This is a genomic window from Brevundimonas sp. FV1ye29L, from assembly GCF_058681095.1.
In genome coordinates, this window is the sequence record NZ_CM178730.1 from 542,712 (window position 1) to 559,739 (window position 17,028).

The 17,028-nt window shown below is 69.0% G+C and carries 17 protein-coding genes and 1 riboswitch; of the genes, 10 read left to right on the forward strand and 7 right to left on the reverse strand.

Annotated features, from left to right (window positions below; all coding sequences use genetic code 11):
* Nucleotides 1–4: 4 nt before the first annotated feature.
* Nucleotides 5–2,008, reverse strand: coding sequence for a phosphomethylpyrimidine synthase ThiC (thiC, locus tag ACW17W_RS02735; RefSeq protein WP_492079127.1), 2,004 nt, complete (start codon nucleotides 2,006–2,008; stop codon nucleotides 5–7).
* 80 nt (nucleotides 2,009–2,088) lie between these two features.
* A riboswitch (TPP riboswitch) is annotated at nucleotides 2,089–2,197 on the reverse strand.
* Nucleotides 2,198–2,300: 103 nt separating this feature from the next.
* Between thiC and cuyA the strand changes: the two genes are divergently transcribed.
* The gene (gene cuyA / locus ACW17W_RS02740; RefSeq protein ID WP_492079129.1) at nucleotides 2,301–3,302 is read left to right on the forward strand and encodes a D-cysteate sulfo-lyase; all 1,002 of its coding nucleotides are present in this window, start codon (nucleotides 2,301–2,303) and stop codon (nucleotides 3,300–3,302) included.
* Here the strand turns inward: cuyA and ACW17W_RS02745 are convergent.
* Both ACW17W_RS02745 and ACW17W_RS02750 read right to left on the reverse strand, forming a co-directional pair.
* Entirely contained in the window at nucleotides 3,299–4,078 is a 780-nt protein-coding gene (locus ACW17W_RS02745) for a hypothetical protein (protein WP_492079130.1), read from the reverse strand. The two genes, cuyA and ACW17W_RS02745, sit on opposite strands and share 4 nt — an antisense overlap.
* A 184-nt stretch (nucleotides 4,079–4,262) precedes the next feature.
* On the reverse strand, nucleotides 4,263–4,997 hold the full coding sequence (locus tag ACW17W_RS02750) for an SDR family NAD(P)-dependent oxidoreductase (protein WP_492079132.1): 735 nt from the start codon (nucleotides 4,995–4,997) through the stop codon (nucleotides 4,263–4,265).
* 97 nt (nucleotides 4,998–5,094) lie between these two features.
* On the opposite strand from ACW17W_RS02750, the gene ACW17W_RS02755 reads away from it, so the two are divergent.
* Nucleotides 5,095–5,523, forward strand: coding sequence for a winged helix-turn-helix transcriptional regulator (locus ACW17W_RS02755; RefSeq protein WP_492079134.1), 429 nt, complete (start codon nucleotides 5,095–5,097; stop codon nucleotides 5,521–5,523).
* A 151-nt stretch (nucleotides 5,524–5,674) separates the two neighbouring features.
* Here the strand turns inward: ACW17W_RS02755 and ACW17W_RS02760 are convergent, their stop codons facing one another.
* Complete coding sequence (locus tag ACW17W_RS02760) at nucleotides 5,675–6,145, reverse strand: type II toxin-antitoxin system PemK/MazF family toxin (protein ID WP_492079136.1); 471 nt, start codon at nucleotides 6,143–6,145, stop codon at nucleotides 5,675–5,677.
* 119 nt (nucleotides 6,146–6,264) lie between these two features.
* On the opposite strand from ACW17W_RS02760, the gene cuyB reads away from it, so the two are divergent.
* Entirely contained in the window at nucleotides 6,265–6,924 is a 660-nt protein-coding gene (gene cuyB, locus ACW17W_RS02765) for a cysteate racemase (RefSeq protein WP_492079138.1), read from the forward strand.
* A gap of 151 nt (nucleotides 6,925–7,075) precedes the next feature.
* Here the strand turns inward: cuyB and ACW17W_RS02770 are convergent, their stop codons facing one another.
* Nucleotides 7,076–9,940 (reverse strand): M16 family metallopeptidase, encoded by a 2,865-nt coding sequence (locus tag ACW17W_RS02770; RefSeq protein ID WP_492079140.1) that lies wholly within the window; start codon nucleotides 9,938–9,940, stop codon nucleotides 7,076–7,078.
* A gap of 140 nt (nucleotides 9,941–10,080) precedes the next feature.
* Between ACW17W_RS02770 and ACW17W_RS02775 the strand changes: the two genes are divergently transcribed.
* Genes ACW17W_RS02775 through ACW17W_RS02795 form a run of 5 tightly spaced genes read left to right on the forward strand, consistent with a single transcriptional unit; the run spans nucleotide 10,081 to nucleotide 13,184 of the window.
* Entirely contained in the window at nucleotides 10,081–11,037 is a 957-nt protein-coding gene (locus ACW17W_RS02775; RefSeq protein WP_492079142.1) for a nucleoside hydrolase, read from the forward strand.
* Nucleotides 11,034–11,885: a ribokinase gene (locus ACW17W_RS02780; RefSeq protein ID WP_492079143.1), complete on the forward strand. Its 852-nt coding sequence runs from the start codon at nucleotides 11,034–11,036 to the stop codon at nucleotides 11,883–11,885. Before ACW17W_RS02775 ends, ACW17W_RS02780 begins: the two co-directional genes overlap by 4 nt.
* A 32-nt stretch (nucleotides 11,886–11,917) precedes the next feature.
* The gene (locus ACW17W_RS02785; protein ID WP_492079145.1) at nucleotides 11,918–12,160 is read left to right on the forward strand and encodes a type II toxin-antitoxin system Phd/YefM family antitoxin; all 243 of its coding nucleotides are present in this window, start codon (nucleotides 11,918–11,920) and stop codon (nucleotides 12,158–12,160) included.
* Nucleotides 12,157–12,552, forward strand: a complete 396-nt coding sequence (locus ACW17W_RS02790; protein WP_492079147.1) for a type II toxin-antitoxin system VapC family toxin — start codon at nucleotides 12,157–12,159, stop codon at nucleotides 12,550–12,552. Before ACW17W_RS02785 ends, ACW17W_RS02790 begins: the two co-directional genes overlap by 4 nt.
* The gene (locus ACW17W_RS02795) at nucleotides 12,549–13,184 is read left to right on the forward strand and encodes a class I SAM-dependent methyltransferase (RefSeq protein WP_492079149.1); all 636 of its coding nucleotides are present in this window, start codon (nucleotides 12,549–12,551) and stop codon (nucleotides 13,182–13,184) included. The genes ACW17W_RS02790 and ACW17W_RS02795 overlap by 4 nt, the downstream gene beginning before the upstream one ends.
* Before the next feature lie 226 nt (nucleotides 13,185–13,410).
* On the opposite strand, the gene ACW17W_RS02800 is transcribed toward ACW17W_RS02795, so the two are convergent.
* Nucleotides 13,411–14,568 (reverse strand): zinc-dependent alcohol dehydrogenase family protein, encoded by a 1,158-nt coding sequence (locus tag ACW17W_RS02800; RefSeq protein WP_492079151.1) that lies wholly within the window; start codon nucleotides 14,566–14,568, stop codon nucleotides 13,411–13,413.
* A 99-nt stretch (nucleotides 14,569–14,667) separates the two neighbouring features.
* On the opposite strand from ACW17W_RS02800, the gene ACW17W_RS02805 reads away from it, so the two are divergent.
* Both ACW17W_RS02805 and ACW17W_RS02810 read left to right on the forward strand, forming a co-directional pair.
* On the forward strand, nucleotides 14,668–15,102 hold the full coding sequence (locus tag ACW17W_RS02805) for an acyl-CoA thioesterase (protein ID WP_492079153.1): 435 nt from the start codon (nucleotides 14,668–14,670) through the stop codon (nucleotides 15,100–15,102).
* A 321-nt stretch (nucleotides 15,103–15,423) separates the two neighbouring features.
* Nucleotides 15,424–16,728 (forward strand): acetamidase/formamidase family protein, encoded by a 1,305-nt coding sequence (locus ACW17W_RS02810; RefSeq protein ID WP_492079155.1) that lies wholly within the window; start codon nucleotides 15,424–15,426, stop codon nucleotides 16,726–16,728.
* A 12-nt stretch (nucleotides 16,729–16,740) separates the two neighbouring features.
* Here the strand turns inward: ACW17W_RS02810 and ACW17W_RS02815 are convergent, their stop codons facing one another.
* The gene (locus tag ACW17W_RS02815; RefSeq protein WP_492079157.1) at nucleotides 16,741–16,977 is read right to left on the reverse strand and encodes a hypothetical protein; all 237 of its coding nucleotides are present in this window, start codon (nucleotides 16,975–16,977) and stop codon (nucleotides 16,741–16,743) included.
* Nucleotides 16,978–17,028 lie beyond the last annotated feature (51 nt).

Below are 17,028 nucleotides of genomic sequence, written 5' to 3' on the forward strand. Positions count from 1 at the left end.
ACTTTCAGACCTTCACCTCGATGGCCCCGCCCCCCGCCCGGAACTTCGCGCTCATCTCCGCCATCCCGGCCTCCGCCTCCGCCAAACTCGCCCCCGCGTCGTTCTGCGCGGCCGCATCCCGGCGGATGTCCTGGCTGATCTTCATGCTGCAGAATTTCGGGCCGCACATGGAGCAGAAGTGGGCGGTCTTGTGGGCCTCTTTCGGCAGGGTGGCGTCGTGGTATTTGCGGGCGGTTTCGGGGTCGAGGCCGAGGTTGAACTGGTCCTCCCAGCGGAACTCGAACCGGGCGCGGGACAGGGCGTCGTCGTGTAGCCGGGCGGCGGGGTGGCCCTTGGCCAGGTCGGCGGCGTGGGCGGCGATCTTGTAGGTGATGACGCCGTCCTTGACGTCCTGACGGTCGGGCAGGCCCAGATGCTCCTTGGGCGTGACGTAGCAGAGCATGGCCGTGCCGAACCAGCCGATCATGGCCGCCCCGATGGCGCTGGTGATGTGGTCATAGCCGGGGGCGATGTCGGTGGTCAGTGGCCCCAGCGTATAGAAGGGCGCCTCGTGGCAGTGTTTCAGCTGCTCATCCATATTGGCCTTGATCTTGTGCATCGGCACATGGCCGGGGCCCTCGATCATGACCTGGCAGCCCCTGGCCCAGGCGATTTTGGTGAGCTCCCCCAACGTGCGCAGCTCGGCGAACTGGGCCTCGTCATTGGCGTCGGCGATGGAGCCGGGGCGCAGGCCGTCGCCGAGGCTGAACGACACATCATAGGCCCGCATGATGTCGCAGATGTCCTCGAAATGCTCGTAGAGGAAGCTCTCGCGGTGATGGCTGAGGCACCATTTGGCCATGATGGAGCCGCCGCGTGAGACGATGCCGGTGACGCGTTTGGCCGTCATGGGCACGAAGGGCAGGCGGACGCCGGCGTGGATGGTGAAATAGTCGACGCCCTGTTCGGCCTGTTCGATCAGGGTGTCGCGGAACACCTCCCAGGTCAGGTCCTCGGCGATCCCGTTCACCTTCTCCAGCGCCTGATAGATGGGCACGGTGCCGATGGGGACGCTGGAGTTGCGGATGATCCAGTCGCGGATGTTGTGGATGTTGCGGCCCGTCGACAGGTCCATGACGTTGTCGGCCCCCCAGCGGGTGGCCCAGACCAGTTTGTCGACCTCGTCGTCGACGGACGACAGGACGGCCGAGTTGCCGATGTTGGCGTTGATCTTCACCAGGAAGTTGCGGCCGATGATCATCGGCTCGACCTCGGGGTGGTTGATGTTGTGCGGGATGATGGCGCGGCCGCGGGCGATCTCCTGACGCACGAACTCGGGCGTGACGAAGTCGGGGATGGCGGCGCCGAAGGATTCGCCGTCTCGCGCGGGGGTGTGGGGTGTGGGGTGTGGGGTGTGGGGGAGCGGGACGGTCGAGCCGTCGGCCAGGGTGACGTGCTGGCCACCGGCCACACCCCACACCCCATCCCCCACACCCTCGCGGCGCAGGTTCTCCCGGATCGCCACATATTCCATCTCCGGCGTGATGATCCCGGCCCGGGCGTATTCGTACTGGGTCACGGGGCGGCCCTCGACGCCCTTGAACACGCGGTGGTGCGAGGTGTCGAAGCGGGGGGCGAGGTGGCGGCCGGAGGCGTGGCCGTTGTCTTCCGGCTTGACCTCGCGCGGGTTCAGGACGGGGGCTATGTCGCCGCGATCCAGCTGCCAGCTGGACTTGACCAGGGGCAGGCCCTTCTTGATGTCGATGGCGACGGTCGGGTCGGTGTAGGGGCCGGAGGAGTCATAGATGGTCACCGGCGGCTCATTGGCCGACGGATGGACGGCGACCTCGCGGAAGGGGACGCGGATGTCGGGGTAGAGTTCGCCGGCGACATAGACCTTGCGCGACCCGGCGCGTTCGCCGGTCGGGATGGTCCCGGTCTCCTTCATCACCTGATCGCGGGCGTCCTTCAGCGCGAGCTCGACGTTGGGCTCGTGGGGTGGCTCGGCGGGGGTGACGTGAACGTTCATGGCGGCCTCTGTGCTTGCAGAGGGTCGCGCCGGCTCGGGGCGTCCCCGCTTTCGCGGGGATGACGACGGGACTGTGGCGTGGTCCCGAAGCGTACTCATCCCTTCGCCGGCATGACCCGGATCAGGTTCGGCCGGTCAGGCGCTTACGCCTATCTCAGCGGCTCAGGCGCCGCCCCCGGGAGAACAGAGACACCCTATGACGATTGCGTCGGCGGCTCAATGCACTGACGCGGTCTTCGCATTGACGCGGGGACGACCTAGGGTCCGGGTCTGAACCGAAAGGCCCCAAACCATGCATCTCGCCCGTTTCCCCCGTGTGCGCCTCGCCCATCTGCCGACGCCGCTGGAGCCGGCGCCCCGGCTCAGCGAGGCCTTGGGGGTGGAGATCTGGATCAAGCGGGACGACTGCACGGGGCTGGCCGGCGGGGGCAACAAGACGCGCAAGCTGGAGTTCCTGCTGGGCGAGGCGATGGAACAGGGGGCCGATACCCTGGTGACCCAGGGGGCGGTGCAGTCCAACCATGTGCGCCAGACGGCAGCGGCTGCGGCGGCCCACGGGCTGGGGTGCGAGATCATCCTTGAGGCGCGCACCGGGTCGACGGCGGTCGACTATACCCGCAACGGCAATGTCCTGCTGGACCGGCTGTTCGGGGCGACGATCCGCACCGTTCCGGGCGGGTCGGACATGGCCGCCGAGCTGGAGGCGACGGCGGACGCCGTGCGGGCGCGCGGCGGGCGGCCCTATGTCATTCCCGGCGGCGGCTCCAACCCCGTGGGGGCCCTGGGCTATGTCGACTGCGCCCGCGAGATCGTGGTCCAGGCCGATGAGCTGGACCTGCCGATCGACCGGATCGTGACAGCGACCGGCAGCGCCGGCACCCATGCGGGGCTGGTGGCCGGTCTGGCGGTCATGGGCGCCGACATTCCGGTGCTGGGCATCGGGGTGCGGGCGCCGAAGGACCGGCAGGAGGCCAATGTCCTGAAGCTGGCCCGCGAGACCGCCGCCCTGCTGGGCCGGCCCGATGCGGTGACGGAGGCGATGGTCACAGCCGACTGCGACTATGTGGGAGCCGGCTACGGACTGATCGATCAGGCGGTGGTCGACGCCCTGGTGCTGGCCGCGCGGACCGACGGACTGGTGCTGGACCCCGTCTATACGGGCAAGGCGATGAAGGGGCTGATCGCCCTGGCGAAGGCCGGTCGGTTCGAGGGGGAGACCGTGGTCTTCCTGCACACCGGCGGGGCCCAGGGGCTGTCCGGCTATCAGGGCGAACTGGACGCGATGCTGGCCTAGACGGCCGGGGGCGGAGGACCGGGCGGCGGCGGGAAGTCCAGCGGGGCGACGGCGGCGCCGGGCGAGCCGGCCACGACCGCGTCATAGAAGGCGGTTCCCAGCGGCGAGAAGGTGAGGACCTCGATCGCGACGATCATGGCCGCCTGGACCCCCAGACCCCAGACCCAGGCCGGGTGGATCCGGCCGCTTTTCCTCAGATCGACGATCATGCCGATGACGGGAAACAGCAGGGTGACGACGGCGGTCGCTTCCCACGCCCATGGGGTCAGCAGCGGCATGGGCAGCAGCCGGCCGACGCCCGGCCCCATCAGGATGGCCATGGCGGAATAGTGCAGACGCCGGTGCCAGTCCGTCGACCGGCGAAGCGTGATCGCCGCAATCGTCAGCCCGACAAAGGTGACGAGCGACAGGGGATCGAAGATCAGAAACTGAAGGGGCCTGAAGAAGAAGGGGACGTGGCCCTGACGCACCATGGCCTCGGTGACCAGCCAGCCCAGCACCAGCATGGGCGCCAGCCAGACGGTCGCCAGCCACCCCAGCGGCCGGTGCCAGCGCACCTGACCCGTGGCGATCAGCAGATTCTGGGCGAGAAAGATCGCCAGCCAGCCCATGAAGACGACGGCGTGGGCATGGACCAGCAGCGGCGCGTTGAAGCTGGAGCGCCCCGTCGCCAGCTGGAGCGAAAACCCGGCCACGACAACCACGGCCATGGCGATGGCAAGCCCTGGAAACATGCGCTCGCCGCCCGGCGTGCGCGCCATATTCGATGTTGTCATGACCCCGCCCCCGATGTCCCGGGGGGAACCCTATCGCCCGCGACAGACGCTGCAATCTCGAATAGCAATGAAATTTGAGTAATGAATCGGGCTGGCCTCTCCGCGAGGCCGCCCTTGTGACGGCGTCTCCCCGGGGCGGGGGCGGGCAAGGGGCTCCGGTCGTCGCCGGAGCCCCCGCCGGGCTTCAGACCTGGGCCAGGCCGCCGTCGACGAAGACCTCGCCCCCGGTCATGAAGCTGCTGTCCGACGAGGCCAGGAAGGCGGCGACGGCGCCGATCTCGGACGGGTGGCCCATCCGGCCCAGCACCGTCGAGGCGCCCATGGCCGCCAGCCCCTCGTCGCCGAGAACCTCCTGCGCCAGTTCGGTCGTGGTGGGCCCCGGCGACAGGACATTGACGCGGATGCCGGTCCCCTTGAGGTCCAAAGCCCAGCTGCGCGCCAGATTGCGGATCGCCGCCTTGGTGGCGCTGTAGATGCTGAAGGCCGGGGTGCCCATGACGCCGGTGCTGGACCCGGTCAGGATGATCGAGCCGCCATCGGACATCAGGGGCAGGGCCTTCTGCACCGTGAAGACCGTGCCCTTCACATTGATGTCGAAGGTCTGGTCGTAGTGCTCCGGCGTGATCTCGCCGAGCGGCGCGAAGCCCCCGGTCCCCGCATTGGCGAACAGGATGTCGAGCCCGCCGCGTTCGGCCTTCACCGTGGCATAGAGGCGGTCCAGGTCGGCGGGGTTGGTGATCGATCCCGCGATGGCCCGGGCGTCGGCGCCCAGTTCGGCCACGGCGGCGTCAAGCTGGGCCTGTCGACGGCCGAACAGATAGACCACCGCCCCCTCCTCGACGAACCGCCGGGCGGCGCCCAGGCCGATGCCGGTGCCGCCGCCGGTGATGACGGCCGTTTTACCCTGTAGTCTGCTCATGATGTGCTCCTCTCATTGAGTTGCACCGAGCTGGCGAGCCGCCTACCTAAGGACAAGTATGCACCTTTTGGTAAGTGCCAAGGAAAGTTCAGATCCGATGTCCGATGCGCCCAATTCCCCGTCGCAGTCCGTCGAGGCCCCGACCGAGACCTGCACCCCGACCCTGCCGGGTTTCACCTGCGGGCTGGATGCAACGCTGCGGGTCATCGCGGGCAAGTGGAAGCCGCTGATCCTCTACTTCCTCGCCCAGGACGGGCCGACCCGCTATGGCGAACTGCGCCGCGCGATCCGCGACGTCAGCGACAAGATGCTGATCCAGCAGCTCAAGGAGCTGGAGGCCGACGGTCTGGTGAAGCGGACCGACTACAGGGAGATTCCGCCGCGGGTCGACTACAGCCTGACGCCGCTGGGGATCAGCCTGGCCCGGGCCCTCGTGCCGCTTTGCGCCTGGGGGACGGAGAATATGGAAGAGGTCACGCGAGTGTTCGCTCGCCGCGAGGCCACGCACGGCAAACGCGCGGCCTGAGGCGAGGCGAAGTCGAGGGAGAGTTCAAAAAGAACAATAGCCAATCCGGCGAGCGAATTGGCTATTGCTTTTAGCCCCTTGCGGGGCGGGGACCGCGCGCGGTCCAACGGCCGAAACCGTGAGACATATATACATCCAGCGTCCCGTGGTTTCAAGTTTCAGTCTTCGGCGTCTCGATACCCAAGCCGAGAAATGTACCCAGGGCTCTGCGCCTGCGGAGGCTGATTTCGCGAAGATCGTCACGATGTAGTTTTTCTGCGGTCAGACGATTGCCCTTGGCGTCTCGCAAAGGCTGCAGTCGCTCTGACGCGACGGAATAGACCTGATTGCAAACCGCCCAGGACACGTCTGCGGAACCGGGGTTCGGATTATGTAGCAACCTGTAGCCATGAGGATTTTCAGAGTTGTCCGACTTTGTGAGCGGCAAGACGACGTGAATGTCGTTGGCGATCTTGCCGCCCCTCACGATCACAACCAGATGCTGGTAGTCGAATTCCGGGGTCCAGTTCATCGGGCTAAAGTCGCACCAGTAAACCTCGCCCGTCCTCGTGTCGCGTGTCAGGTTCGACTTCGGCCTCGCTGCGGGTTGCGGCGGCGGTCGATCGGCGGCGGCATTCCGCATGGCGGGCGTCGCAGTTAATGTCCTTCGAGGCGGCCTCGTCATGCGGGGATGTTGAGCGGGCAAGCTTCGCCTTACAAGACGGGTTCAGCATCCACCACGCGTGTCAGAGGTCACGGATCATGAAATTTCTGGGTGTTCTGGGCGGGATGGGGCCGGCGGCGACGACGGACTTTCTGATGAAGCTGCAGGCGGCGACGCCGGCGGGGCGGGACGCGGACCACATCCGGGTGCTGATGGACCTGAATCCGCGCGTGCCGGACCGGATGGCCGAGCCGGAGGCGGCGACGGCGGAGCTGGGCCGGATGGCCGAGCAGCTGAAATCCATGGGCGCGGAGGTCCTGGCCATGCCGTGCAACACCGCCCATGCGACGGCCGCCGGCATCCGGGCCGTGGGACTGCCCTTCGTGGACATGATCGCCGAGACGACGAAGGTCGCGCTGCAGGGCGGCGCGCGCACCGTGGGCGTGCTGGCGACGCCGGGCGGGGAGGCCCTGTATCGCGCGGCGCTGGAGGCGGCGGGGGCGGCCGTGGTCCTGCCCGAGGGCGGGGACCGGGCGCGGCTGCTGGCCTTGATCCAGGGGGTGAAGGCGGGGGCGACCGGGGCGGAGGCGCGGGCCGCCATGGCCGGGCTGGCGGCCGCTCTGGTCGCGCGCGGGGTGGAGGCGGTGATCGCCGGATGCACCGAGGTTCCGCTGTTGCTGGCGGCGGGGGATGTCAGTGTGGCCTTCGCGGACTCGGCCGAGGTGCTGGCGCGGGCGTGCGTGGAGGCGTGTCTCTAACGGCCGTCACCCTCGGGCTTGACCCGAGGGTCGGATCATTCGCGCATCGGCGACAGGAACGGGGCCTCATCGCGAGGCGCGTCCTCTGTCTTCAGGTCCAACGTCCGGCCCTCGGGTCAAGCCCGAGGGTGACGGATTTTTCTGGGGGCGTTTACTGCCCCGTCCCCCCGTTGACCCTCACCGGCTCGCCGTAGCCGAGGGCCTTGAGCCGTTCTCCTTGCGTCGCCGCGTCGCCGACCACGACATAGATCATGGCGTCGGTGTCGATGTAGCGGTCGGCGAGGGCCTTGATCTGGTCCACGGTCATGGTGTCGATGACGGCCGCCTCGCGCGTCAGATAGTCGGCGGGCAGGCCCAGTTCGCCGATGTTGGCGAGGACGCCCAGCTTGGCGCCGGCGGTTTCGAACGACCGGGCGCGGCTCTTGCTCATGGCGCTGCGGGTGACGTCGAGATCCCCGGCCGTGAAGGTCGCGCCATAGTCCCTCATGATGTCGCGGGCCAGGGTCGAGGCCTCCAGCGTGACGTTCGAGCGGACCGAGCTGGACAGGGTGAAGTCGCCGAACCGCTCGTCGCCCGAGAAGCCGGAACGGACGCCATAGGTATAGCCCTGACCCTCGCGCAGCTGCTGGGTCAGGCGCGAGGCGAAGCCGCCGCCGCCGAGGCGGTAGTTCATCACACTGGCCGGATAGAAGTCCGGATCGGTGCGGCGCAGGGCCGGGCCGCCGAAGACGATGACCGACTGTTTGGCGCCGGGCACGTCATGGAAATAGACCTTTGACGCGGTCGGGGCGGCGGGCGTGGGCCAGGTCGGGACCACCGCGGCGCGGGCCGTCCAGTTCCGGCCGAGGCTGGACAGGGCCGCCGTCACCGCCGTCTGGTCCGATGGCGAGACGATACGGAAATGGGCCAGGCCGGGGGCGAGGTTGGCGGTCTGGAAGGCCTTGAGGTCGTCCATGGTCAGGGCCGCGACCGAGGCCTCCGTGCCCAGGGCATTGCGTGACAGGATGTGGTCGGGGCCGTACGCGATCCGGTCGAAGAGCAGGGCTGCGATGGCCGTGGGCTGGGACGTCTGGTCCTGGATGTCGGAGAGTGTGGCGGCGCGGGCCAGTTCGAGTTCGGCCGCGTCCCAGCGGGGATGCAGCAGCATCTCCTCGACCAGGGCGAGGGTGGGGGCCAGGTTGCGGTCCAGGGTCCGGCCCGAGATGACGAACCGTTCGTCGCCGGCCGAGACCGAGACGGAGGCGCCCAGGGCCTTGAAGGCGTTCTCCAGCTCGGCGGGGGTCTTCGTCGCCGTGCCCCGGTCGAACATCCGGGCCAGCAGGGCCGCCGCGCCGGGCTTGTTCGGATCGTCGAACAGCCGTCCGCCCTCGATGGACAGCTGGAAGGTGGCCAGAGGCAGCTCGGTGTTGACGACGCCCGAGACCTGCATCCCGTCGGGCAGGGCGGCGGTCCAGATCGTCGGCGGCGCGACCATGGGTGCGGGACCGGCCGGGGGCTCGACCGTGCGGTCGAAGCTGGAGGCGGTGCGGGTATAGGGTTTGTCGTCGGCGCGCTGGTTCACGGCGGGCTCGGCGCCGGCGACGATGGGCTCTTCCACGACATCGGCGACCGTCGACCCTTCCAGCGCCAGTTCCGGCTGGCCTTTCGGCGTGAAGGAGGTGGCGATATGGGGCCGGCCCGCCACGTACTGGCGGTAGACGCGCATCACGTCATCGGCCGTGACGGCGCGAAGCCGGGCGAGGTCGGCGTCGATGGAGCCGCCCGCCCGGTCGTAGAAGGCCAGGGTCTGGGTCTTGCCCAGCACGCTCTCGATGGCGCCATAGAAGCCGGCCTCGGCCGAGGTCTTGATGCGGGCCAGGACCCCGGGGCTGACGCCCTCGGCCTCGAAGCGTTTGAACCCTTCGTCGAGGGCGGTCTGGACGGCGTCCAGATCAACGCCGTCGAAGGCGCGGACCGAGATCTGGATCTCGCCGGCCAGCAGGTCATTGCCGGACCGGGCGCCGACCTCGGAGGTCAGTTTTTTCTCGTCGATCAGGACCGCGTTGAGCGGCGCCTCCTTGCCGTCGGTCAGGACCGCCATCAACACGTCGAGGGCGGCGCCGTCCGGGTTGTTCCGCTCGACGCCCGGCCAGGTCAGGGTCAGTTCGGGCAGCTGGGCGAAGTTGTCCTCGTGCAGCAGCCGTTTCGTTTCCGTCAGCCTGGCCGGACGGGCCTGCTCGGTCGGGACGCCGGGGCCGCGGGCGATCTCGCCGAAATATTTCTCGATCCAGACGCGGGCCTGGGCCGGGTCGAAGTCGCCGGAGATGATCAGGCTGGCGTTGTCGGGCGTGTACCAGCGGCCGTAGAAGGCCTTCACATCGTCCAGGGTCGCGGCGTTCAGGTCGGCCATGGAGCCGATCACCGACCAGCTGTAGGGGTGGTCCGCCGGATAGAGGGCCCCGGCGATCACAGGCCCCGTCTGGCCATAGGGGGCGTTGTCGACGGACTGGCGTTTCTCGTTTTTGACGACCTCCTTTTCCTTGGTCAGGACGGCGTCGGTGACGGTGTTGATGAAATAGCCCAGCTTGTCCGCCTCGGCCCAGATCATCTTCTCGAGGGCGTCATTGGGGACGGTCTGGAGATAGACGGTGATGTCGTTGGAGGTGAAGCCGTTGGCGCCCGATCCGCCGATCCGCGCGCTCATCCGGTCCAGACCGCCCGGGCCGAGGTTCTCGGAATCGAGGAAGAACAGATGTTCGAACATATGGGCGAAGCCGGTGCGGCCGGGCGTCTCGCGCGCCGAGCCGACATGCGCGGTCAGGGCCACGGCGACGACCGGATCGGACCGGTCGATGTTGAAGATCACCGTCAGGCCGTTGGGGAGCCGGTACGTCTCATGCGGCAGGAGGGAGGGAGCGGCGGCCGGGGCAGCGGCCGGGGCGGGCGCGGCTGCGGCCGTCGCTTCGGACGCCAGCACGGGGGCGGCGGCGAACAGGGCGCAGGCGGCGACGCCGGTCAGGAGATGACGCTGGAACATGTTGGTTTCCCCGGGAATGTGCGGCGTCACGATAGGGAAGCCGGGGCGGGACGCAAGTTAAGGCGCGGACAGGAAGGGGCGGCGAGGCGCTGTCTCGCAACATCTTGCCCGCAGGCCCGGCGCGGTTCAAAGCTGGCCCGATGACCCAAGACCTGATGCGCAAACAGGCCCTCATCATCGATTGCGACCCCGGGGTGGACGACGCCGTGGGTTTGTTGCTGGCCTTCGCCGCGCCGGAGCTGGAGCTGCTGGCGGTGACCACGGTGGGCGGCAATGTCGCCGGGGCGAAGACCCAGAGAAACGCCCGGATGATGCGCCAGATCGCCGGGCGCGAGGACGTGCCGGTGTTCGGCGGGGCCGAGCGGCCGCTGGTCCGCCCGCCGTCGGACGCGTCTGATTTTCACGGGGCGGAAGGTCTGGGCGATCTGGCGCCGTTCGAGCCGAGGGGCATCATCGGCGACGGACCGGCCGCCAACGCCATCGTCGATCTGGTCATGGCCCGGCCGCAGGGATCGGTGGCCGTGGCCGTGATGGGGCCGATGACCAATCTGGCCCTGGCCCTGAGGCGCGAGCGACGGCTGGCCGACTGGCTGGGGCCGGTCGTCGTCATGGGCGGGGCGCGGTCCGAGGGCGGCAATATCACCGCCTCCGCCGAGTTCAACATCTGGGCCGACCCGGACGCGGCGGCGGCGGTGTTCGGCTCGGGCTGCGAGGTCATCGCCCTGGGGCTGGACGCGACCCATCAGGTGCGGGTGACCGGGGCCGCGATCGCAGAGGTCGAGGCGATCAACAGCGAGGCGGCCCGGGCGACGGCGGCGATGATGCGGTTTTCGCAACGGATCGAACGGGAGGTGGTCGGGGGCGAGGCGGCGCCGCTGCATGATCCCTGCACCGTGGCCTGGCTGTTGCGGCCCGAGCTGTTCGGGACCCGGCCCTGCCGGATCGAGGTCGAGACGGGCTCGGACCTGACGCGCGGCCATACGGCGGTGGAGTTCCGCGTCGACCCCGAGACGGCGCGGCATCGCTGGACGATCACGGCGGACGGCCCGGCCGTCATGGCCCTGATCGCTGAACGGCTGAAGGCGGCGGCCGCGTGAACATCACCGTCGTCGGTTCGATCAATCTGGACCTCGTCGCCTCGGCCCCGTCCCTGCCGGCGCCGGGCGAGACGGTGACGGGAGCGACCCTGGCGCGCTATCCGGGGGGCAAGGGCGCCAACCAGGCCCTGGCGGCGCGGAAACTGGGCGCCGGGGTCTGTCTGACCGGCCGGGTCGGCAACGACGGCATGGCCGACGAGGCTTTGGCGCTGCTGGACGAGCATGGCGTCGATACCTCGCGGGTCGAGACCGACGAGGAGGCCCCGACCGGGGTGGCCCTGATCGCCGTCGATCCCTCGGGCGAAAACCAGATCGTGGTCGCGGCGGGGGCCAATCACCGCCTCGCCCCCGGCCACCTGCCGCCCCGGATCGAGGCGCCGCTGATCGTTCAGCTGGAGCTGCCGATCGAGACGGTCGAGACGGCGGTGGGACGGGCGCGGGGCTTCGTCTGCATAAACCTGGCCCCCGCCGCCCCGGTGTCGGACGCCCTGCTGCGCCGCGCCGACCTGATTGTGGTCAATGAGGTCGAGGCGGCCTTCTATGGCGAGATGCTGCACCACGGCGGCGGCCGTGTCGTGGTGACCGAGGGGGCGAGGGGCGCGGTCATGTACCATCGCGGGGTCAAGATGGCCTGGGCCACGCCGCCGACCGTCGTCGCGGTCGACGCCACCGGAGCCGGGGACGCCTTTGTCGGGGCCATTGTCGTCGCCCTGCTGGAAGGGATGGAGCCGCAGGCGGCGCTGGAGTTCGCCTGCGCAGCCGGGGCGGCGGCGGCGTCGCGGGCGGGGGCCCAGCCCTCCCTGCCGACGCGGGCCGAGGTCGAGGCCTTGATTTCCGGGACGCCTTAGCTAACCTTGGTCAGCACACCGGAGTGGGCGACATGACCACCGTCAACATGCTCGACGCCAAGACCCGCCTGTCCCAACTGGTGGAGGCAGTGGAGAGCGGCGCGGAGGCCGAAATCCTGATCGCCCGAAACGGCAAGCCGGCGGCGCGTCTGGTCAGCCTGGCCCCGGTCGCCGCGCCCCGCCCGAAGATCGGCGTCGCGCGCGGCCGGTTCAGTGCGCCGGCGGATCCCGGCGCCGATGACGAGGCGGCGGCCCTGTTGTTCTCCGCCTCGTGAGGCTGCTGCTCGACACCCACATCGCCCTGTGGGCCATCACGGACGATGCGCGTCTGACGTCCCGCGCCCGTGACCTGATCACGGCCGATGACGCTGAGGTCTTTATCAGCGCTGTGGTCCTGTGGGAGATCGCCATCAAATATGCGCTCGGACGCACCGGGCCGAACGCCATGCCGGTCTCGGCCGCTGAGGCCCAGGGCTGGTTCGAGGCCTCGAACTTCCGCTCACTGGCGATTACGGCGGCGCATACCCTGGCGGTCGAGACCCTGCCGGCTCATCATACCGATCCTTTCGACCGCTTGCGGATCGCCCAGGCGGTGACCGAGCCGATGCATCTGGTCACCCATGACGCCGCGATGGCGGCCTATGGCGATCTGGTTCTGGCGGTGTGAACGAAGACGAAGCCGACGATCTGACCGCATTTATCCGTGGTCGGATGATGCCGCAGGCCGCGCCCGGCATCCCCGAAATTCGCCTGCATCTGGCGGGGCCGTCCAGCGGGCTGGGACGGCGGTTCGGGGAGGCGGCGGCGGAGCCCTACTGGGCCTTCGTCTGGGGCGGGGGGCTGGCGCTGGCGCGGCATCTGCTGGAGCGGCCGGGGGTCGTCGCCGGGCGGAGGGTGCTGGATCTGGGCTCGGGGTCGGGTTTGGTCGCCATCGCGGCGATGAAGGCCGGGGCGGCTTCGGTCCTGGCCGTGGATGTCGATCCGCGCGCGGCGGCAGCGGTGGAGCTTAACGCCGCCCTGAACGGGGTCGAGGTGAAGGCCGTCGCCATTGATCTGCTGGACGGGCCGGCGCCGGAGGGGGTCGACGTCGTTCTGGCCGGAGACCTGTTCTATGAGGCGGCGCTGGCGGCGCGGACGCTGGGCTTTCTGCAGCGATGCCGGGCCGCGGGGCTTGAGGTATTGATCGGCGATCCGGGGCGGAAGACCCTGCCGGTCGGGGCGCTGGAACAGGTGGGCGCGGCGCCGGACAGGGATTTCGGCGGGGAGGCGGACGGCGGGGGGGTGTTCGTCCTGCGTTGAGGTAGCTCTTCGCCGTCACCGCCCAACCGTCACCCTCGGGCTTGACCCGAGGGCCGGACGATCCAGGGTCTTGTCCAGTGACGAGGTCGCACAGTCATCGCCTCGCGTCGTCGTATGGGACCTGGGGCATCCGATCCTCGGGTCAAGCCCGAGGATGACGGAGTTTGGGAGTCGTGGTGGGTTCCGGGTTCGGCTGGTCCGACCTGGAATGACGGGAAGGGACGATCTAGAACGTCACCACCAGCCGGACGACCTCGCCGGCGTGGAGGCGGTCGAAGCCGGTATTGATGTCCTCCAGAGGGATGGTTCCGCTCATCAGCCGGTCCACGGGCAGGCGGCCCTGTCGGTAGAGGGCGACGTAGCGGGGGATGTCGCGGCTGGGCACACAGGTCCCGATGTAGGAGCCCTTCAGCGTGCGCTCCTCGCCCACCAGCGACACGACATTGACCGGCAGGGCGGCGTCGGGGGGCGGCAGGCCGGCGGTGACGGTCAGGCCGCCGCGACGGGTCATCTTCCAGGCGGCCTCCAGCGCGCGGACCGAGCCGGCCATCTCGATCGCGACGTCGGCGCCGCCGTTCGTCAGGGCGCGGACCTGATCGACGGCGTCAGGATCGGCGGCGTTGACGGTCTGGACCACTCCAGGTCCTGGGCCGAGCGAGCGGGCCAGGGCCAGTTTGTCCTCCGACAGGTCGACGGCGATGACCGGCGAGGCGCCGCTGGCCAGGGCGCCGAGGACGCTGGCCAGACCGACGCCGCCCAGGCCGACGACGACGACCGACTGGCCGGCGCGGACCTGTGCGGTGTTCACCACGGCGCCGACGCCGGTCAGGACGGCGCAGCCGAACAGGGCGGCCTCCCCGAAGCTGAGGTCCGGATCGATCCTGACCAGGGAGCGACGCGACACGACGGCGCGGTCGGCGAAGGCCGAACAGCCGAGGTGGTGGTTCAGGCTCTCGCCCTCGCGGAAGATCCGGCGGCCGCCGCCCAGCAGTTCGCCCCGGCCGTTGGCGGCGGCGCCGGGTTCGCACAGGGCCGGCCGGCCCTCGGCGCAGGGGCTGCAATGGCCGCACGACGGCATGAAGACCATCGCGACGTGGTCGCCGATGGCGAGGTCGGCGACGCCCTCCCCCAGGGCCTCGACCACGCCTGCGGCCTCATGCCCCAGGGCCATGGGCAGGGGGCGGGGCCGGTCACCGTTGATGACGCTGAGGTCGGAGTGGCACAGGCCCGCCGCCTTGATGGCGACCAGAACCTCGCCGGGGCCGGGAGGCGCCAGTTCGACGATCTCGATCGAGAGCGGCCGGCTGTCGGCATAGGGATGGCCGGCGCCCATGGCGCGCAGGACGGCGGCGCGGGTCGTCAACCTGCCAGCATCAAGGCTCATCCGGTCACCCCTTCGTCATCGACACCCCTCGATAGTCGCTTGACGCAACGGAGGCCAAGCTCGAGTTTCGGGGTTCAAATTCAGGAGGAAACAAAAACAATGCCCGCCCGTGAAGAAGGCAAGCTGGCCGAACGCAACACCTACAAGGCCTTCCACATGGTCTCGACCCGCTGGGCCGACAACGACCAGTACGGCCATATCAACAACGCCAAATTCTATGAGTTCGTCGACTCGGCGGTGAACGCCCATCTGCTGATCGCCGACGCCCTGGACGAGTCCATCGGCCTGGTGGTCGATTCGGGCTGCCGCTACACCTCGTCCCTGGCCTTTCCCGATGTGATCGAGGTCGGGATCAAGGTCGACCGTATCGGCAATTCCAGTGTCAGCTATGGCTTCGCCGTCTTCCGTCGGGGCACCACGACCCCGGCCGCCATCGGCCATTTCGTCCACGTCTATGTCGACCGGGAAACCCGTCGGCCCAAGCCGATCTCGGGCAAGCTGCGGGCCGTGGTCGAGAATCTGAAGGCGGACTAGGTTCGTCTCAATGCAGGCGGGCGGCAACCGGCCCGCGAATGTGACGACTCTCCATGATCGTCATCCTCGCCCTTGTGGCGAGGATCCAGACTCGCGGTCTGTCCAAGGTTCGCGCCGTCGGCTCGGCCCATCCGTGGCCCCCACAAACGACGGTGTTTCTGGATCCTCGCCACAAGGGCGAGGATGACGAATTTGGTTTGGTACGAACCTCAGGCCAATGGGGGGCAGGTCGTCACCCGCGCCTTCATGGACAAAGCTTCACTTGCTTGCAGTCCGGTTGCGCTACAGGCGTAGCGTCTGGTTGTTGGCGAGGCTGGATCTATGCGCGGAACGGTATTGTGTCTGATCGGGCTTCTGGCCGCCGGAAGCGCCCAGGCGGAGCCCGAGACCTGGCTGCTTTCCATCGACCGATGGGGCAATGTCGAGCGGCGGATGGCCGTGCTGGACGCCGCGCCCGACGGGTCGGTCACCGGGCGGCTCGGCGACCGGTCGCTGGTGGGCCGACTGGAAGCCGGAAGACTGACCGTTTCGACGACGGGCGAGGGCGATCTGTTGCGGCTCGAGGCGACCCTCGTCGACGGCCGGCTGACCGGCGAGGCGGATTTTCCCGACACCAATGACGACGCCGCGCGCCAGCGGCATGCGGTGACCGGCCGACGCCTGCCCGAGGTTCAGGCCGGTCCACCGGGGCGGCGGGCGTACGCCCCGGACAGCTGGTCCAACGCCTTCACGGCCGAGCGCGAACCCGTGCTGTTCATTCGTCCGGACGAGATAATTAGTACACAGACGATTGACTCCGGCGGGGTGGACGCCGCGGGTGTGACACGGGCCCTCTACGGCAATCCGCAGACGGGTCCGTTCTTCGTTCTGGGGGCGGAGCCGGGGCAGGTGCTGGCAGTCCGGATCCGCAAACTGTCGCTGAACCGCGACTGGGCCGACAGTCTGAGCGGGCTTGTCGGCCGCGCCCTGACGCCCGGGATGGCGGCCAATGGCGCGGGTCGCAGCGAGCGGGTGCGCTGGCGGCTGGACCGGGCGGCGGGGACGGCGCGGCTCGAGACCCCGCCCGAGCGGCTGAGGGACTATGTCGTGCCCGTGCGGCCGATGCTGGGCGGACTGGGTGTCGCGCCCGACTTCGGCTTCCAGCCGTTCTCGGCGGGGGATACCGGGCGGTTCGGCGGCAATATCGATTTCAACGGGCTCGGCGAGGGGGCGACGATCTATCTGCCGGTCTATCAGCCCGGCGCCCTGCTGTATCTGGGCGACGGCCACGCCCTGCAAGGCGACGGGGAAACGACGCAATGGGCGCTGGAGACGTCGCTTGATGTCGAGTTCAGCGTCCGGTTGCTGCCCGGCCGGCCGATGAGCGGACCCCGGGTCGAGACGGAGGACCGGATCACCACGATCGGTCAGGACGGATCGCTGGACGATGCCCTGAAACAGGCGACGACCGGCATGATCCAGTGGCTGGCCCAGGACTATGGACTGACCCCGACCGAGGCCTCGTTGATCCTGGGCACGGCGGCGCAGTACCGGGTGGTTACGCTGGCGGGACGCAATGCGGGCATGGCGCTGAGCCTCGACAAGGCGCGGCTGACCGGTCTGCCGACGAAGACGGCGACGCCCTAGAGTCGTCAGATCTCAGTCGTCGTAGTGGCGGGTCAGGGCGAGGATGGCGACGGCGGTCAGGGCCCCCAGGGCGAAGGCGCCCAGGATCGAGCCGGTGGCGGCGGCGGTCGACAGGGTGACGGGCCGCGCCTCGTACCATTCCACGATGTCCGCCTCCTCATAGTCGCCGAAGGCGCCGAGGTCGTCGTGACCCTCGGCGTCGTAGAAGGCGGTCTGGTCCTCGCCGGGCAGGTCGTGGTCGTTGGTCATGGCAAGGCTCCCTGAAGGCTTTTCGTCACAATACGCCGAAGCGGCGCCGGT

Coding starts and splice junctions, on each gene's coding strand:
- ACW17W_RS02810 (WP_492079155.1), top strand. CDS start 15,424: ATGCGCGGAACGGTATTGTGTCTGATCGGGCTTCTGGCCGCCGGAAGC.
- ACW17W_RS02745 (WP_492079130.1), bottom strand. CDS start 4,078: ATGACAACATCGAATATGGCGCGCACGCCGGGCGGCGAGCGCATGTTT.
- cuyB (WP_492079138.1), top strand. CDS start 6,265: ATGAAATTTCTGGGTGTTCTGGGCGGGATGGGGCCGGCGGCGACGACG.
- ACW17W_RS02775 (WP_492079142.1), top strand. CDS start 10,081: ATGACCCAAGACCTGATGCGCAAACAGGCCCTCATCATCGATTGCGAC.
- ACW17W_RS02815 (WP_492079157.1), bottom strand. CDS start 16,977: ATGACCAACGACCACGACCTGCCCGGCGAGGACCAGACCGCCTTCTAC.
- thiC (WP_492079127.1), bottom strand. CDS start 2,008: ATGAACGTTCACGTCACCCCCGCCGAGCCACCCCACGAGCCCAACGTC.
- ACW17W_RS02760 (WP_492079136.1), bottom strand. CDS start 6,145: ATGCGGAATGCCGCCGCCGATCGACCGCCGCCGCAACCCGCAGCGAGG.
- ACW17W_RS02805 (WP_492079153.1), top strand. CDS start 14,668: ATGCCCGCCCGTGAAGAAGGCAAGCTGGCCGAACGCAACACCTACAAG.
- ACW17W_RS02755 (WP_492079134.1), top strand. CDS start 5,095: ATGTCCGATGCGCCCAATTCCCCGTCGCAGTCCGTCGAGGCCCCGACC.
- ACW17W_RS02750 (WP_492079132.1), bottom strand. CDS start 4,997: ATGAGCAGACTACAGGGTAAAACGGCCGTCATCACCGGCGGCGGCACC.
- ACW17W_RS02770 (WP_492079140.1), bottom strand. CDS start 9,940: ATGTTCCAGCGTCATCTCCTGACCGGCGTCGCCGCCTGCGCCCTGTTC.
- cuyA (WP_492079129.1), top strand. CDS start 2,301: ATGCATCTCGCCCGTTTCCCCCGTGTGCGCCTCGCCCATCTGCCGACG.
- ACW17W_RS02785 (WP_492079145.1), top strand. CDS start 11,918: ATGACCACCGTCAACATGCTCGACGCCAAGACCCGCCTGTCCCAACTG.
- ACW17W_RS02800 (WP_492079151.1), bottom strand. CDS start 14,568: ATGAGCCTTGATGCTGGCAGGTTGACGACCCGCGCCGCCGTCCTGCGC.